General features: G+C 55.8%; 16 protein-coding genes and 1 other annotated feature. Of the genes, 12 read left to right on the top strand and 4 right to left on the bottom strand.

Annotation, left to right across the window (positions count from 1 at the left end; genetic code table 11):
• Positions 1-60: 60 nt before the first annotated feature.
• Complete coding sequence (gene ettA, locus FU672_RS14120; RefSeq protein WP_148243690.1) at positions 61-1,728, bottom strand: energy-dependent translational throttle protein EttA; 1,668 nt, start codon at positions 1,726-1,728, stop codon at positions 61-63.
• Positions 1,729-1,955: 227 nt separating this feature from the next.
• Between ettA and sltY the strand changes: the two genes are divergently transcribed.
• Both sltY and trpR read left to right on the top strand, forming a co-directional pair.
• Positions 1,956-3,893 (top strand): murein transglycosylase, encoded by a 1,938-nt coding sequence (gene sltY / locus FU672_RS14115; protein WP_148243689.1) that lies wholly within the window; start codon positions 1,956-1,958, stop codon positions 3,891-3,893.
• A 55-nt stretch (positions 3,894-3,948) separates the two neighbouring features.
• Complete coding sequence (gene trpR / locus FU672_RS14110) at positions 3,949-4,278, top strand: trp operon repressor (RefSeq protein ID WP_148243688.1); 330 nt, start codon at positions 3,949-3,951, stop codon at positions 4,276-4,278.
• On the opposite strand, the gene yjjX is transcribed toward trpR, so the two are convergent.
• Entirely contained in the window at positions 4,269-4,784 is a 516-nt protein-coding gene (gene yjjX, locus FU672_RS14105; RefSeq protein ID WP_148243687.1) for an inosine/xanthosine triphosphatase, read from the bottom strand. The genes trpR and yjjX overlap by 10 nt on opposite strands.
• Before the next feature lie 50 nt (positions 4,785-4,834).
• On the opposite strand from yjjX, the gene gpmB reads away from it, so the two are divergent.
• On the top strand, positions 4,835-5,482 hold the full coding sequence (gene gpmB / locus FU672_RS14100) for a 2,3-diphosphoglycerate-dependent phosphoglycerate mutase GpmB (RefSeq protein WP_008502057.1): 648 nt from the start codon (positions 4,835-4,837) through the stop codon (positions 5,480-5,482).
• On the opposite strand, the gene robA is transcribed toward gpmB, so the two are convergent.
• Positions 5,479-6,348, bottom strand: a complete 870-nt coding sequence (gene robA, locus FU672_RS14095) for an MDR efflux pump AcrAB transcriptional activator RobA (protein ID WP_148243686.1) — start codon at positions 6,346-6,348, stop codon at positions 5,479-5,481. The two genes, gpmB and robA, sit on opposite strands and share 4 nt — an antisense overlap.
• A gap of 211 nt (positions 6,349-6,559) precedes the next feature.
• Between robA and creA the strand changes: the two genes are divergently transcribed.
• From creA to creD, 4 genes are read left to right on the top strand one after another with little or no spacing between them, the layout of a single operon-like run.
• Positions 6,560-7,030 (top strand): protein CreA, encoded by a 471-nt coding sequence (gene creA, locus FU672_RS14090; RefSeq protein WP_032642647.1) that lies wholly within the window; start codon positions 6,560-6,562, stop codon positions 7,028-7,030.
• A gap of 14 nt (positions 7,031-7,044) precedes the next feature.
• Positions 7,045-7,734: a two-component system response regulator CreB gene (gene creB / locus FU672_RS14085; protein ID WP_148243685.1), complete on the top strand. Its 690-nt coding sequence runs from the start codon at positions 7,045-7,047 to the stop codon at positions 7,732-7,734.
• Positions 7,734-9,158 carry a two-component system sensor histidine kinase CreC gene (gene creC / locus FU672_RS14080; RefSeq protein WP_148243684.1) on the top strand — a complete coding sequence of 475 codons (1,425 nt, stop codon included), beginning with the start codon at positions 7,734-7,736 and terminating at the stop codon, positions 9,156-9,158. Before creB ends, creC begins: the two co-directional genes overlap by 1 nt.
• A 56-nt stretch (positions 9,159-9,214) precedes the next feature.
• Positions 9,215-10,567 (top strand): cell envelope integrity protein CreD, encoded by a 1,353-nt coding sequence (creD, locus tag FU672_RS14075; protein WP_148243683.1) that lies wholly within the window; start codon positions 9,215-9,217, stop codon positions 10,565-10,567.
• 46 nt (positions 10,568-10,613) lie between these two features.
• On the opposite strand, the gene arcA is transcribed toward creD, so the two are convergent.
• Positions 10,614-11,330 carry a two-component system response regulator ArcA gene (gene arcA, locus FU672_RS14070; protein WP_003856501.1) on the bottom strand — a complete coding sequence of 239 codons (717 nt, stop codon included), beginning with the start codon at positions 11,328-11,330 and terminating at the stop codon, positions 10,614-10,616.
• A 95-nt stretch (positions 11,331-11,425) separates the two neighbouring features.
• Here arcA and yjjY point away from each other — a divergent pair, with 95 nt between their 5' ends.
• The 5 genes from yjjY (at position 11,426) to thrB (ending at position 16,406) form a co-directional block, all read left to right on the top strand.
• On the top strand, positions 11,426-11,566 hold the full coding sequence (yjjY, locus tag FU672_RS14065) for a YjjY family protein (protein WP_085928893.1): 141 nt from the start codon (positions 11,426-11,428) through the stop codon (positions 11,564-11,566).
• 399 nt (positions 11,567-11,965) lie between these two features.
• Complete coding sequence (locus tag FU672_RS14060) at positions 11,966-12,652, top strand: tRNA/rRNA methyltransferase (RefSeq protein ID WP_148243682.1); 687 nt, start codon at positions 11,966-11,968, stop codon at positions 12,650-12,652.
• A 211-nt stretch (positions 12,653-12,863) separates the two neighbouring features.
• On the top strand, positions 12,864-12,932 hold the full coding sequence (thrL, locus tag FU672_RS14055) for a thr operon leader peptide (protein ID WP_015572623.1): 69 nt from the start codon (positions 12,864-12,866) through the stop codon (positions 12,930-12,932).
• Positions 12,871-12,988 (top strand) — a sequence feature (Thr leader region). It overlaps the preceding gene by 62 nt.
• Positions 12,989-13,012: 24 nt before the next feature.
• Positions 13,013-15,475 (top strand): bifunctional aspartate kinase/homoserine dehydrogenase I, encoded by a 2,463-nt coding sequence (gene thrA / locus FU672_RS14050; protein WP_148243681.1) that lies wholly within the window; start codon positions 13,013-13,015, stop codon positions 15,473-15,475.
• A 1-nt stretch (position 15,476) separates the two neighbouring features.
• The gene (thrB, locus tag FU672_RS14045) at positions 15,477-16,406 is read left to right on the top strand and encodes a homoserine kinase (RefSeq protein ID WP_148243680.1); all 930 of its coding nucleotides are present in this window, start codon (positions 15,477-15,479) and stop codon (positions 16,404-16,406) included.
• Position 16,407: the final 1 nt, after the last annotated feature.

Below are 16,407 nucleotides of genomic sequence, written 5' to 3'. Positions count from 1 at the left end.
CTCTCCCACGGGGAGAGGGAACAAACATAAAAAACGGCAACCGAAGTTGCCGTTTTGCTTTTATTTTGCAATACGCTTGTACTTAATACGCTTCGGCTCCAGCGCGTCGGCGCCCAGCGTGCGTTTCTTGTACTCTTCGTATTCGGTGAAGTTACCTTCGAAGAACTCCACCTTACCTTCATCCTGGTAGTCCAGAATGTGGGTCGCGATACGGTCCAGGAACCAGCGGTCGTGCGAGATAACCATCGCGCAGCCCGGGAACTCCAGCAGAGCGTTTTCCAGCGCGCGCAGGGTTTCGATATCCAGGTCGTTGGTTGGTTCATCGAGCAGCAGAACGTTACCGCCCACCTGCAGCAGCTTCGCCAGGTGCAGACGACCGCGCTCACCGCCGGACAGCTCGCCCACGCGTTTGCCCTGGTCGGTGCCTTTGAAGTTAAAGCGGCCAACGTAGGCGCGGCTTGGCATCTCGGTGTTGCCGATACGCATGATATCCAGACCGCCGGAGACTTCTTCCCATACGGTTTTGCTGTTATCCATTGCGTCACGGAACTGGTCAACGGAGGCCAGCTTCACGGTTTCACCCAGGGTGATAGAGCCGCTGTCAGGCTGTTCCTGACCGGACATCATGCGGAACAGGGTCGATTTACCCGCGCCGTTCGGACCGATGATGCCAACGATAGCGCCTTTCGGTACGGAGAAGCTCAGGTCGTCAATCAGCAGACGGTCGCCGTAGGACTTACGCAGGTTAGTAACTTCAACCACTTTATCCCCCAGACGTGCTCCAGGTGGAATAAACAGTTCGTTGGTCTCGTTACGTTTCTGGTATTCGGTGTTGTTCAGCTCTTCGAAGCGTGCCAGACGGGCTTTGCCCTTAGACTGACGGCCTTTCGCGCCCTGACGAACCCACTCCAGCTCTTTCTCGATAGACTTACGACGCGCCGCTTCCTGAGAAGCTTCCTGCGCCAGACGCTGATCTTTCTGCTCCAGCCAGGAGGAGTAGTTGCCTTCCCACGGAATACCTTCACCGCGGTCCAGCTCCAGGATCCAGCCTGCGACGTTGTCGAGGAAGTAACGGTCGTGGGTAATCGCCACCACGGTGCCTTCGAAGTCGTGCAGGAAGCGCTCCAGCCACGCCACGGATTCCGCATCCAGGTGGTTGGTCGGTTCGTCGAGCAGCAGCATGTCTGGTTTTTCCAGCAGCAGGCGGCACAGCGCCACGCGGCGGCGTTCACCCCCGGAGAGCTTCTCAACTTTCGCATCCCAGTCCGGCAGACGCAGGGCATCAGCCGCGCGCTCCAGCTGCACGTTCAGGTTGTGACCGTCGTGCGCCTGGATGATCTCTTCATACTTGCCCTGTTGCGCGGCCAGCTTGTCGAAGTCCGCATCCGGCTCGGCGTATTTGGCATACACTTCATCCAGACCTTTCAGGGCGTTAACCACTTCGGAAACCGCTTCTTCAACGGATTCGCGAACGGTGTGTTCCGGGTTCAGCTGAGGTTCCTGCGGCAGGTAACCAATCTTGATGCCAGGCTGCGGACGGGCTTCACCTTCGATGTCTGTATCAATCCCGGCCATGATGCGCAGCAGGGTGGACTTACCGGCACCGTTGAGACCCAGAACACCGATTTTTGCGCCCGGGAAGAAGCTCAGCGAGATATTTTTAAGAATATGACGTTTCGGCGGGACAACTTTGCCGACACGATGCATGGTATAAACGAATTGAGCCACGTTGGACTTCGCCTCTTTTATCGTAATGAGAAGGAATTTCAGCCTCGAAGTGTAGCCTTTTTCACGTCCTAATCCCAGCCAGGAACGTTGGGAGTGTTAAAACGCGCAAGAAAGGTAAAAAAGTGTCCATGACGTGGCGCGTTGAAGGATGCCTGGTTAGCATAAGTTAATTAGACTTTGACGTGGCAAGACGCTGCAATTGACGAAAAAACAATGAGGAAGAGCTTGTGGAAAAAGCCAAACGGGTGGTCTGGCGTCTGCTGGCTGCCAGCGTATGCGTAATGGCGGTAAGCCAGGCGGTGCATGCCGATTCACTGGATGAACAACGTAATCGCTACGCTCAGATTAAACAGGCGTGGGACAACAAGCAGATGGATACCGTGCAGGCGCTGATGCCGACGCTAAAGGATTATCCGCTGTATCCGTATCTGGAGTATCGCCAGATCACGGACGATCTGATGAACCAGCCTACCGTCACCGTGAATAACTTCATTCAGGCGAACCCGACCCTGCCGCCAGCCCGAAATCTCCAGTCTCGTTTTGTGAATGAGCTGGCGCGTCGCGAAGACTGGCGCGGACTGCTGGCGTTTAGCCCTGAAAAACCGAACGCCACCGAAGCCCAGTGTAACTATTACTACGCGAAATGGGCGACCGGCCAGCAGGAAGAGGCCTGGACCGGGGCGAAAGAGCTCTGGCTGACCGGGAAAAACCAGCCGAACGCCTGTGATTCCCTGTTTGGCGCCTGGCGTGCTTCCGGCAAGCAGGACCCGCTGTCCTACCTTGAGCGCATCCGTCTGGCGATGAAAGCCGGTAACACGCGTCTGGTGACCACGCTGGCGGGGCAGATGCCATCCGATTACCAGACGATCTCCACCGCGGTTATCTCGCTGGCAAACGATCCGAACAGCGTGCTGACCTTTGCCCGCAGTACGGGCGCGACCGATTTTACCCGCCAGATGGCAGCGGTGGCCTTTGCCAGCGTCGCGCGTGACGATGTGGAAAACGCACGGCTGATGATCCCGCAGCTGGTGCAGGCGCAGCAGCTCAATGAGGAGCAAACCCAGGAGCTGCGCGACATCGTGGCGTGGCGACTGATGGGCACCGACGTGACCGATGAACAGGCGCGCTGGCGTGACGATGCGATCATGCGCTCAAACTCGACCTCGCTTGTCGAGCGCCGCGTGCGCATGGCGCTGGGCACGGGCGATCGCCGTGGGCTCAATACCTGGCTCGCGCGGTTGCCAATGGAGGCCAAAGAGAAGGACGAATGGCGCTACTGGCAGGCCGATCTGCTGATGGAGCGCGGTCGTGATGATGAAGCTAAAGAGATTCTCCATACGCTGATGCAGCAGCGCGGGTTTTACCCGATGGCAGCCGCGCAGCGTCTGGGTGAGGAGTACACCTTCCGCATTGATAAAGCGCCCGCTAACGTGAGCCCGGCGCTGACGCAGGGGCCAGAAATGGCGCGCGTTCGCGAGCTGATGTACTGGAATATGGATAACACCGCGCGCAGCGAGTGGGCGAATCTGGTGACCAGCCGCACCACCGATGAGAAAGCCCAGCTCGCCCGCTATGCGTTTGATAATCACTGGTGGGATCTCAGCGTGCAGGCGACGATCGCCGGTAAGCTTTGGGATCATCTGGAAGAGCGTTTCCCGCTGGCGTACAAAGATCTTTTCGATCGCTATACCAGCGGTAAAGATATCCCGCAAAGCTACGCGATGGCGATTGCCCGTCAGGAGAGCGCCTGGAACCCGAAAGTCCGTTCCCCGGTGGGTGCCAGCGGTCTTATGCAGATTATGCCGGGCACGGCGACGCACACGGTGAAGATGTTTAATATTCCCGGGTACAGCAGCCCGTCACAGCTCCTGGATCCGGATACCAATATCAACATCGGTACCAGCTATCTCCAGTACGTGTATCAGCAGTTTGGCAATAACCGCATCTTCTCTTCGGCGGCGTATAACGCGGGGCCTGGACGGGTGCGGACCTGGCTCGGCAACAGCGCCGGACGCATCGACGCCGTGGCGTTTGTCGAGAGCATCCCGTTCTCGGAAACGCGCGGCTACGTGAAGAACGTGCTGGCCTATGACGCCTACTATCGCTACTTCATGGGGCAGAAAGATACCCTGATGAGCGATGCCGAGTGGCAGAGACGTTACTGATCGGCGTGGGTTGTGTTATGCTGTACTCGTTAAAGAGTACAAGAGGCAGCATAACATGACCCAGCATTCCCCGTATTCCTCGGCAATGGCCGAACAACGTTATCTGGAGTGGCTTCGTTTTGTGGAGTTGCTTCGCCAGTCTTACGAACAGGATCTGCATTTACCCCTTATGCAGCTGATGCTCACGCCGGACGAGCGTGAGGCGCTGGGCACGCGCGTGCGGATCATTGAAGAGTTGCTGCGCGGTGAGATGAGCCAGCGAGAGCTGAAAAATGAGCTCGGCGCGGGCATTGCAACGATCACCCGCGGCTCAAACAGCCTGAAGTCGGCACCGGTTGAGCTGCGCCAGTGGCTCGAGTCAGTCTTATTAAGCGATCAACGATAAATCGCGTTATGGAACGGGCTTAACGCCAAAATCACCGCCTGGTGGTAAACGCCTGAACGCGTCAGCGCGCCTGCGGTAAAGACGCCAATCGCCCCTTCTTTACGACCAATCTCATCGATGCCGGTGTACTGCGACATCACCGGCCCGAGCGCTTCACCCGCACGGACTTTTTCCAGAATGATCTCCGGCAGCGGCAGGGTGGCCGAACGCGCTTCACCGCGCTGCTCGCGGCTTTCGATCACTACCCAGCTAAAGGTTGCGCCTTCGTCAATACCTGCTTCAATCGCTACCCAAAAGTCAGCATCCGGTGCTGCGGCCTTAGCGTTTGCCACGCGATTTCGTGCGCCAGCGCGCGTTTCCTCGCTGCCAAACGGCTGTTCAGGAACGCCACTCTCGACGCCGATGGCCTCAATATGGCAGGATCCTGTGCCGAAGATCTCGTCAAATGCCCTTAGAATTGCCTGAATTTTGGCAGGATTAGTGGTAGCAGAGACAACATGGTGCATAATTAAGCTCGATTCAAAAAAAACTCATCGCAGTATAACGGAAAAAAAGCATGTTACAGGTATACCTTGTTCGCCACGGTGAAACGCAGTGGAACGCCGAGCGACGTATTCAAGGCCAGTCAGACAGTCCTCTCACTGAGAAGGGTGTGCAGCAAGCGTGGCAGGTGGCGGAACGCGCCAGGACGTTGGGGATTACCCACGTGATTACCAGCGATTTAGGTCGCACACAGCAGACGGCGCGCATCATCGCAGATGCCTGCGGCTGTGACGTCATGCTGGAGCCGCGCCTGCGCGAGCTGGATATGGGCGTGCTGGAAAAACGCCATATCGATACGCTGACGGAAACGGAGGAGGGCTGGCGTCGCACGCTGGTGAACGGTACCGAAGATGGCCGTATTCCTGAAGGTGAATCCATGCAGGAGCTCAGCGTTCGCATGCATGCCGCACTGGCGGAATGCCTGAAGCTTCCGGCGGGAAGCCGTCCGCTGCTGGTGAGTCACGGGATTGCGTTGGGTTGCCTGGTGAGCACCATTCTGGGGTTACCGGCTTACGCCGAGCGCCGTTTGCGTCTGCGCAACTGCTCCATTTCCCGGATTGATTATCAGGAAAGCGCGTGGCTGGCGTCGGGCTGGGTAGTGGAGATGGCAGGGGACATTTCGCATCTCGATGCCCCTGCGCTTGACGAACTGCAGCGTTAACGACGTATCGGAATCAAGAATTCCATACGCAGATTGATTGGGCCTTCTTCCGGTTTGGCATCCTTCGCCGGGTAGTAGCGCTCAATGTCCTGACCTTTACGGCGATTCAGATTCAGCATCGGCATGCAGGTCCCGTAAACGGTCAGGATGAACTCCTGAACGCCCGTCCCCAGTCCTTCATACGAGAACATCACGTATTCGCCGCCTTCCAGCACGACAGGCTTCGAACCCTGAATGTACCCATTGGCCATCTCTGGCGTCAGCGCGGTGGTGTAGAACACCTCCTGCTCGTCGTCTTTTTCCTGGCTTGGGTGCGTTTCGTTGAGACCATACAGGATTGGTGGGATCGCCGGTGCGTGGCTCAGGAAGTCGCGCCAGAACTGGACGCGCATCTGATGACGGAACTCAGAAATCTGCTCCAGTGAACAGGAGTAGCTCTGCGTCGTGCCGATCAGATGGGTTTCCGGCAGTGTAATCATGTCGTACTTCGGCATCGCGAATTCGCCCAGACGCAGCGGTGGACGCATACCAAACGAGCTCCAGTCAGGCGAGCGACGATAAAGCGCTGGCGTCAACGAGAACTGTTTTTTAAAGGCGCGGGTGAAGGTCTGCTGCGAATCGAAACGATATTGCAGGGCAATATCCAGAATCGGCCGCGCGGTCAGGCGCAAGGCCACAGCAGATTTCGATAAACGGCGCGCGCGAATATAGGCCCCGATAGCATGACCGGTGACATCCTTGAACATCCTTTGCAGATGCCACTTGGAATAGCCTGCTTTAGCCGCCACATTATCCAGTGACAAAGGCTGGTCGAGATGACCTTCCAGCCAGGTGAGCAGGTCGCGAATAATTCCAGCCTGATCCATATACTATCCTCATCCTTAAAACAGCAGGTGCCTGATAACAGGTTAGCGGATAATAGCATTTTTTGATGTTTTAGCATTCAGTGTTTTTTTTGCGCATTCATGCTTTTTAGAGCACATTACAGGCAGATATATTCTAATCCTGTGATCTTGCTACATTTTTGTCTAAAGTGTTGAATAATCGCTCAGTGTAATTTTAAAGAATGGTAACAATATGAAATACAAGACTTTGATCTTCACCGCGTTGATGCTGATGGTCGGGCGCGCGGCGCAGGCAGAACAGATTGGCTCCGTCGATACCGTGTTCAAAATGTTTGGCCCGGACCACAAAATTGTGGTGGAGGCGTTTGACGATCCGGACGTGAAAAACGTCACCTGCTACGTCAGCCGTGCGAAAACGGGCGGTATCAAAGGCGGGCTGGGACTGGCGGAAGATACCTCCGATGCGGCGATTTCCTGCCAGCAGGTGGGGCCGGTGGAGTTGAGCGATAAAATTAAAAACGGCAAAGCGCAGGGCGACGTGGTATTCCAGAAACGGACTTCGCTGGTGTTCAAAAAGCTGCAGGTTGTGCGTTTCTACGATGCGAAACGCAATACGCTGGCTTACCTGGCCTATTCCGACAAAGTGGTGGAAGGCTCACCGAAAAACGCGATCAGCGCGGTGCCGATTATGCCGTGGCATTAATTCAGGGATGAATCATGCAACAACCTGTGGTCTGGCTGGTTGAAGACGAAACCAGTATCGCCGATACGCTGATCTACATGCTTCAGCAGGAAGGATTCGCGGTAAAGGCGTTTGAACGCGGTTTACCCGTGCTGGAGGAGGCGCGGCGGCAGGTTCCGGCGCTCGCCATTCTGGACGTCGGGCTGCCGGACATCAGTGGATTTGAGCTTTGCCGCCAGCTGCTGGCGCAGCATCCCTCACTGCCTGTGCTGTTTCTGACGGCGCGCAGTGATGAGGTAGACAAGCTGCTTGGCCTGGAAATGGGCGCTGACGACTATGTCGCCAAGCCCTTCTCTCCGCGAGAAGTGTGCGCCCGGGTAAGAACAATTTTACGACGGATGCAAAAATCCGCCGCGCCAACAGAGATTGTTCGTATCGGACAGTTTGAACTGAACGAGCCTGCCGCGCGAATCAGCTGGTGCGGTGAAGCATTGCCCCTAACCCGCTACGAATTCTTGCTGCTCAAAACCTTGTTACAGGCTCCCGGTCGGGTCTTTTCTCGTCAGCAGCTCATGGACAAGGTGTGGGGGGAAGACGGCGACAGTTTCGACCGTACCGTGGACACCCACATCAAAACCCTGCGCGCCAAGCTGCGGGCGGTGAACGAGGAACTATCACCCATCAGCACCCATCGCGGTATGGGCTACAGTCTGGGCCTTTACTGATGCGCATTGGGATGCGGTTATTGCTGGGATACTTCCTGATCGTGGCCATCGCCGCGTGGTTTGTGCTGTCGATCTTTGTTCAGGAAGTAAAGCCCGGCGTGCGCAGGGCAACCGAGGGCACGTTGATCGATACCGCGACCTTACTGGCCGAAGTTGGGCGTGAGGATCTCCTCTCGGGCAACGCGCAGCAGGGTAAACTGGCGCAGGCCTTTTCTCAGCTTCATCAGCGCCCTTTCCGCGCCAATATCGGCGGGATTCACAAAGTGCGTAACGAGTATCACGTCTACATGACCGATGCGCAGGGCCGCGTCGTGTTTGATTCCGCGGGTCTGGCCGTGGGTCAAGATTACTCGCGCTGGAACGATGTCTGGCTGACGCTTCGCGGCGAATACGGTGCGCGTAGCACCCAGAGTAACCCCGACGATCCGGAGAGCACGGTGATGTATGTGGCCGCGCCGGTTGTGGATCAGGGTAAGATTATAGGCGTGCTGTCGGTGGGGAAACCTAACAGCGCGATGGCACCGGTTATCCATCGCAGCGAGCGGCGGATCCTCTGGGCGGGTGGGGCGCTGCTCGGCATTGCCCTGCTGATTGGCCTTGTTGTGGCGTGGTGGATCAATCGATCTATCGGTACGTTATCGCGCTATGCCGACTCGGTGACCACTGATACGCCTCTCCCGCTGCCTAATCCTGGCAGTAGCGAACTGCACAAGCTGGCACAGGCGCTGGAAAATATGCGCATCCGCCTGGAAGGGAAAAACTACATTGAACACTATGTCCATGCGCTGACCCACGAGCTGAAAAGCCCGATCGCGGCGATTCGCGGTGCGGCGGAAATTCTCTCCGAGCAGCCGCCGCCGCAGGTGGCCGCGCGGTTTATCGATAATATTCTGGTACAAAATGCGCGCATGCAGTCGCTGGTTGAAAAACTGCTCACCCAGGCGCGGCTTGAAAATCGGGTCGAGATTACGCCTGAGATTGTCCGTGTCGACTTGCTGTTTACGCGGCTTGCCGATGCGCGCTCGGCGCTGTTGGCGGCAAAAGAGATTGTGCTGACCCTCCAGCCCGTTTCGCTTCATGTTGAAGGCGATCCCGACCTGCTCGAACAGGCGCTTGGCAATTTGCTGGATAACGCTATCGATTTTACGCCGCAGGGCGGCGCCATTGAACTGGCGGCCCGGGAAGAGCACGGGCAGATACAGCTTATCGTCACCGACAGCGGAAGCGGGATCCCGGATTACGCGCTGGCGCGTATTTTTGAGCGCTTTTATTCCCTGCCGCGCGAGAACGGGTTGAAGAGCAGCGGACTCGGGCTGGCTTTTGTTCAGGAGGTGGCGCGTCTGCATCAGGGAGAGATCGATTTACACAATCGTGAGGAAGGGGGCGTGATGGCCACGCTGACACTTCACCGTCCCTTCACATAACTTCAAACTGACCCCACACAGCCTGGTTACGCTCTCCTCATCACAAAGGAGACGTAATGATGAAATCCCCCCTGTTCTGGAAAATTAGCACCCTGCTGGGGTGCATCCTGCTGCTGTTAGTCCCGCTGTTTATGGTCAGTAACCTCATTTCAGAGCGTGAAAGCTATCGTAACGATGTCGAAAATACGCTTCGCCAGAGCACCAGCGGACCGCAAAAACTGGTCGGCCCGCTGATTGCCATTCCGGTGACGGAGATCTTTTACAAGATAGAGGACGATAAGAAGGTCGAATACAAGAAAAGCTATATGCATTTCATTCTGCCGGACTCTCTGGTTGTGGAAGGGAACCAGCGCGTGGAGTCCCGAAATATTGGCATCTATGACGGGCAAATCTGGAACACTGACCTGAAGATAAAAGCGCAGTTTAATACCGAAGCGCTGAAGCAGTTGAAAGGGGAAACGATCGCGACAGGGCAGCCGTTTATCGTGACGGGCGTTGGCGACGCGCGGGGTATTGGCACGGTCAGTATCTCTAAAATCAATGGTGAGACGCTAAGCGTGGAACCCGGTTCAGGTGTCTACGGGGCGCTTGCAGGGATCCACATCCCGCTGACCGACAAAGCGCTGGAAGCCAAAACGTTTGCGCTTGAGATGTCCCTCAGTCTTGCGGGAACCGGCAGTTTTGCGGTGGTACCGGTAGGGCGTAATAGCGAAATGACGCTCAACAGCAATTGGCCGCATCCGGGTTTTATGGGCGATTATCTCCCCGTTAAGCATCAGATAGGCGAGTCTGGTTTCCAGGCGAACTGGCAGAGCAGCTGGTTTGCAAATAACCTTGAGAGCTGGTTCTACGACAAGGAGTCGCCGGAGTGGGAGGCGCTCCCGGCCTTTAGCGTCACGGTAGCGACGCCCGCCGATCAGTATCAGCTGACTGACCGTGCGATCAAGTACGCCATTTTGCTGATTGCGCTGACGTTTATGGCCTTCTTTGTCTTTGAAACCTTAACCGGATTACGCCTTCACCCGATGCAGTATCTGCTGGTAGGGCTGTCGCTGGTCCTGTTCTATCTGGTGCTGCTGGCACTGTCTGAACACGTCGGGTTTACGCCAGCCTGGATTGTTGCAAGTCTGGTTGGCGCAGCGATGAACGGAATGTACCTGCAGGCCGTGCTGAAAAGCTGGAAACGCAGCGGGCTGTTCGTGCTGGCACTACTCGGGCTGGATGTCGTGATGTGGTTCCTGCTGCGCTCGGAGGACAGTGCGCTGCTGTTGGGGTCAGCGGTTCTCGCGCTGGCGTTGTTCGCCGTGATGTACCTGACCCGGCATTTCGACTGGTACTCGCTCTCTCAGCCGAAGCGACCTGAACCGCCCGCAGAGCCCGATAACGATACGATGCGGATCTGGAAATAAAAAAAACGGCGCAAATGCGCCGTTTTTTAATGCGTTAACTGCGGGATTACTCCTGCAGGTCACCGCAGAAACGGTACCCTTCGCCGTGGATCGTGGCGATGATTTCCGGCGTATCTGGCGTAGATTCGAAATGCTTACGAATACGACGGATGGTGACGTCTACGGTACGGTCGTGTGGTTTCAGCTCACGGCCGGTCATTTTCTTCAGCAGCTCTGCACGGGACTGAATTTTGCCCGGATTTTCGCAGAAGTGCAGCATCGCGCGGAATTCACTGCGCGGCAGTTTATACTGCTCACCGTTCGGGCTAATCAGCGAACGGCTATTGATATCAAGTTCCCAGCCGTTGAATTTGTAGCTATCTACGCTACGACGCTCTTCGCTGACCGTACCCAGGTTCATGGTGCGGGACAGCAGGTTGCGTGCACGAATGGTTAACTCGCGAGGATTGAACGGCTTGGTGATGTAGTCATCCGCACCGATTTCCAGGCCAAGAATTTTATCAACTTCGTTATCACGGCCCGTCAGGAACATTAACGCGACGTTCGCCTGCTCGCGCAGTTCGCGCGCCAGAAGAAGACCGTTTTTGCCCGGCAGGTTAATATCCATGATCACCAGGTTGATATCATTTTCAGAAAGGATCTGATGCATCTCTGCGCCATCGGTCGCTTCAAAGACATCGTAGCCTTCTGCTTCGAAAATGCTCTTTAACGTGTTGCGTGTTACCAACTCGTCTTCAACGATAAGAATGTGCGGGGTCTGCATGTTTGCTACCTAAATTGCCAACTAAATCGAAACAGGAAGTACAAAAGTCCCTGACCTGCCTGATGCATGTCGCAAATTAACATGATCGGCTTAACGTGACTAAAGTACGTAATTGCGTTCTTGATGCACTTTCCATCAACGTCAACAACATCATTAGCTTGGTCTTGGGTACTTTCCCTTTGGACCCGACAGTGTCAAAAACGGCTGTCATCCTAACCATTTTAACAGCAACATAACAGGCTAAGTGACACCAGACACCCAATAAAACTACGCTTCGTTGACATATATCAAGTTCAATTGTAGCACGTTAACAGTTTGATGAAATCATCGTAGCCGAATGCTAGCCTTTGTCACAATTTTTCAATAAACCAACTAGTTGCGGACATTGATTTATAAACGAAGTGAATCCAATCAGAATAGGGTATTCACATCGCCATTATCATTATAAAACATAGGGATAATAGTGTTCTGTTAACATTCTAACTGATTGTTCAGACAAGGAATAGTTTAGCGTTTTTAATTTGTTATGAAACGCTATTTCGGTGATTTGTGTTGCAATTTTGTAAATTCGCGCTGCGTAATATGTTGAAGCGCATCACATTTTTACCCGCTAACTGATTAAAAAGAGAGCATAAATGCATCTGTCGATTGTACTGGTTGCCCCAGCCAGAGCAGAAAATATAGGCGCTGCCGCGCGTGCCATGAAGACCATGGGTTTTACCGATTTACGTATCGTGGACAGCACGGCTCACCTGGAGCCTGCGGCACGTTGGGTGGCACATGGTTCGGGCGATATTCTCGATAATATAACCACTTACGCGACGCTTGCAGATGCGCTGCACGACATTTCGTTTACCGTTGCGACCACTGCGCGCAGCCGGGCGAAGTTCCATTACTACGCCACCCCTGCTGAACTGGTGCCCATGCTGGAAGAGAAAAGCCAGTGGCTGGAGAAGGCCGCGCTGGTGTTTGGTCGCGAGGATTCCGGGTTAACCAACGAAGAGCTGGAACTGGCTGACGTTCTCACCGGTGCGCCGATGGTAGCCGATTACCCCTCTCTGAATTTAGGCCAGGCGGTCATGGTCTACTGCTATCAATTAGCCTCCCTAATACAAATCCCCCAACCTCAGGCAGAACGGGCGAATGAAAATCAGCTGGCTGCGCTGCGGGCGCGCGTTGAGCAACTGTTATCTCAGCTGGGAGTGGCGGACGATCAAAAAATGGCTGACTGGCTGCAGCAGCGTCTTGGGCGACTTGAACAGCGGGACACCGCAATGCTGCACCGTTTGCTGCACGATATTGAAAAAAAATTGGCCGAGTAAAATACTGCCATAAGTTTTTACTATGGCGAATAAGTCTGTCCGGAAGGGTTGCACCTGGGCGAATCGGATGAAAATAAATCTGCAAGCAGCGGGACGTGAGAGTCTCCCGAATTGTGATCAAATTAAAAATTCGTTGACTTAAGGTGCCCGATCCTTTAACCCTAAAAGAATACAGCACAGACAGATAATAATGACAGAGTACACAACATCCATGAAACGCATCAGCATCACCACCATTACTACAACCATCATCATTACCACAGGTAACGATGCGGGCTGACGCGTACAGGAAAAACAAAAAAAAGCCCGCACCTAGACAGTGCGGGCTTTTTTTTCGGCTAAAGGAAACGAGGTAGAACCATGCGAGTGTTGAAGTTCGGCGGTACATCAGTGGCAAATGCAGAACGTTTTCTGCGTGTTGCCGATATCCTGGAAAGCAACGCCAGGCAGGGGCAGGTTGCAACCGTGCTCTCTGCCCCGGCAAAAATCACGAACCATCTGGTGGCGATGATTGAAAAAACCATCGGTGGTCAGGATGCACTCCCGAACATCAGCGACGCAGAGCGTATCTTTGCTGACTTACTGCAAGGGCTGGCAGAGGCGTTGCCTGGCTTCCCGCACGCTCAGCTGAAGTCCTTCGTTGAGCAGGAATTCGCGCAAATCAAACACGTCCTGCACGGCATCAGCCTCCTCGGCCAGTGCCCGGACAGCATCAACGCGGCGCTGATCTGCCGGGGCGAAAAACTCTCTATCGCCATCATGGCCGGCGTGCTGGAAGCGCGCGGTCATAGCGTGACCGTGATCGATCCGGTTGAAAAACTGCTGGCGGTGGGCCACTACCTCGAATCCACCGTTGATATTGCCGAATCAACCCGCCGTATTGCCGCAAGCAAAATTCCTGCTGACCATATGATCCTGATGGCAGGCTTCACCGCCGGTAACGAGAAGGGCGAGCTGGTAGTGCTGGGCCGTAACGGCTCCGACTACTCCGCCGCCGTGCTGGCCGCCTGTTTACGCGCGGACTGTTGTGAGATCTGGACTGACGTCGACGGCGTCTATACCTGCGACCCGCGCCAGGTACCCGATGCCAGACTGCTGAAGTCGATGTCGTACCAGGAAGCGATGGAGCTTTCCTACTTCGGCGCCAAAGTGCTTCACCCGCGTACCATCTCCCCGATTGCCCAGTTCCAGATCCCTTGCCTGATTAAAAACACCGGTAACCCGCAGGCGCCAGGTACGCTGATTGGCGCGAGTACCGATGAGGATGGTCTGCCGGTGAAAGGCATCTCCAATCTGAACAACATGGCGATGTTCAGCGTCTCCGGCCCGGGGATGAAAGGGATGGTCGGCATGGCGGCTCGCGTCTTTGCAGCCATGTCCCGCAACGGTATCTCGGTGGTGCTGATTACCCAGTCCTCTTCCGAATACAGCATCAGCTTCTGCGTGCCGCAGGCTGACTGCCTGCGCGCCCGCCGCGCGCTGGAGGAAGAGTTCTACCTGGAGCTGAAAGAAGAGCTGCTGGAGCCGCTCGCTATTCAGGAGCGTCTGGCGATTATCTCTGTGGTAGGCGATGGTATGCGCACGCTGCGCGGTATCTCCGCCAAGTTCTTTGCCGCGCTGGCGCGCGCCAATATCAATATCGTGGCGATTGCCCAGGGCTCGTCTGAGCGTTCAATTTCTGTTGTCGTGGACAACGATGACGCCACCACCGGCGTACGCGTGGTTCACCAGATGCTGTTCAACACCGATCAGGTCATCGAGCTGTTCCTGATTGGCGTGGGCGGCGTGGGCGGCGCGCTGCTGGAGCAGGTGAAGCGTCAGCAGGAGTGGCTGAAGAAGAAACATATCGATCTGCGCGTCTGTGGGATTGCCAACTCCAGAGCGCTACTCACCAACGTTCACGGTCTGAACCTGGAGAACTGGCAGGCCGAGATGAACGAGGCGAAAGAACCGTTCAACCTGGGCCGCCTGATCCGTCTGGTGAAAGAGTACCACCTGCTTAACCCGGTGATTGTCGACTGTACGTCGAACCAGGCGGTGGCCGATCAGTACGCGGACTTCCTGCGCGAAGGTTTCCACGTGGTGACGCCGAACAAAAAGGCCAACACCTCGTCGATGGATTACTATCACCAGCTGCGTCTGGCGGCGAGCAAGTCGCGCCGCAAGTTCCTGTATGACACTAACGTGGGTGCCGGCCTGCCGGTTATCGAGAACCTGCAGAACCTGCTGAACGCGGGTGACGAACTGCAGCGTTTCTCCGGCATTCTCTCCGGCTCGCTGTCGTTTATCTTCGGCAAGCTGGATGAAGGGATGAGCCTGTCAGAAGCGACCCGTGCCGCGCGTGAGCTGGGCTATACCGAGCCCGATCCGCGTGACGATCTTTCCGGTATGGACGTGGCGCGCAAGCTGCTGATCCTCGCGCGTGAAACGGGCCGCGAGCTTGAGCTTTCCGATATCGTGATTGAGCCGGTACTGCCGGCAGAATTTGACAGCAGCGGTGATGTCGCTGCCTTTATGGCCAGTTTGCCGCAGCTTGACGACGCTTTTGCCGCGCGCGTTGCGAAAGCCCGTGATGAAGGTAAGGTATTGCGCTATGTTGGCAACATTGAAGAGGATGGCGTGTGCCGGGTGAAGATTGCCGAAGTGGATGGCAACGACCCGCTGTACAAAGTCAAAAACGGCGAAAACGCCCTCGCGTTTTACAGCCACTATTATCAGCCATTGCCGCTGGTGCTTCGCGGCTATGGCGCAGGGAACGATGTTACGGCGGCGGGTGTGTTTGCCGATCTGCTGCGTACCCTGTCATGGAAGTTAGGAGTTTAACATGGTCAAAGTTTATGCCCCGGCTTCCAGCGCGAATATGAGCGTCGGATTTGACGTGCTGGGTGCGGCGGTGATGCCGGTGGATGGTTCGTTGCTGGGCGATACGGTCACGGTGGAAGCGGCAGACAGCTTCAGCCTGAATAACGTGGGCCGCTTCGCCAGCAAACTGCCGTCTGAGCCGCGCGAAAATATCGTCTATCAGTGCTGGGAACGCTTCTGTCAGGAGATCGGCAAAAACGTGCCGGTCGCCATGACGCTGGAAAAAAGTATGCCGATTGGCTCGGGTCTGGGTTCCAGCGCCTGCTCGGTGGTCGCCGCGCTGGTGGCGATGAACGAGCACTGCGGCAAGCCGCTGAACAACAACCGCCTGCTGGGGTTAATGGGCGAGCTGGAAGGGCGCATCTCCGGCAGCATTCACTATGACAACGTGGCGCCGTGCTTCCTCGGCGGTATGCAGCTGATGATTGAAGAAAATGGCATCATCAGCCAGCAGGTGCCAGGGTTTGATGAGTGGCTGTGGGTGCTGGCCTATCCGGGCATTAAAGTCTCTACCGCGGAAGCGCGTGCCATCCTGCCTGCACAGTATCGTCGTCAGGACTGTATCGCTCATGGGCGTCATCTGGCGGGCTTCATCCACGCCTGTTACACCCGTCAGCCACAGCTGGCGGCAAAACTGATGAAGGACGTCATTGCCGAGCCGTATCGCACGAAGCTGCTGCCTGGCTTTAACGAGGCGCGACAGGCATCGATGGATATCGGCGCGCAGGCGTGCGGCATCTCCGGCTCCGGCCCGACGCTGTTCGCCCTGTGCGACAAGCCTGACACCGCGCAGCGCGTGGCGGACTGGCTCTCTAAACACTACCTGCAAAATCAGGAAGGCTTTGTTCATATTTGCCGTCTGGACACGGCTGGCGCACGAGTACTGGGATAAT

Origin of the sequence: Enterobacter asburiae, from assembly GCF_008080435.1 — a bacterium.
Taxonomy (GTDB): domain Bacteria; phylum Pseudomonadota; class Gammaproteobacteria; order Enterobacterales; family Enterobacteriaceae; genus Enterobacter; species Enterobacter asburiae_C.
The sequence above is the reverse complement of the archived record's forward strand: the minus strand, read 5'-3'. Positions and strand labels throughout refer to the sequence as shown.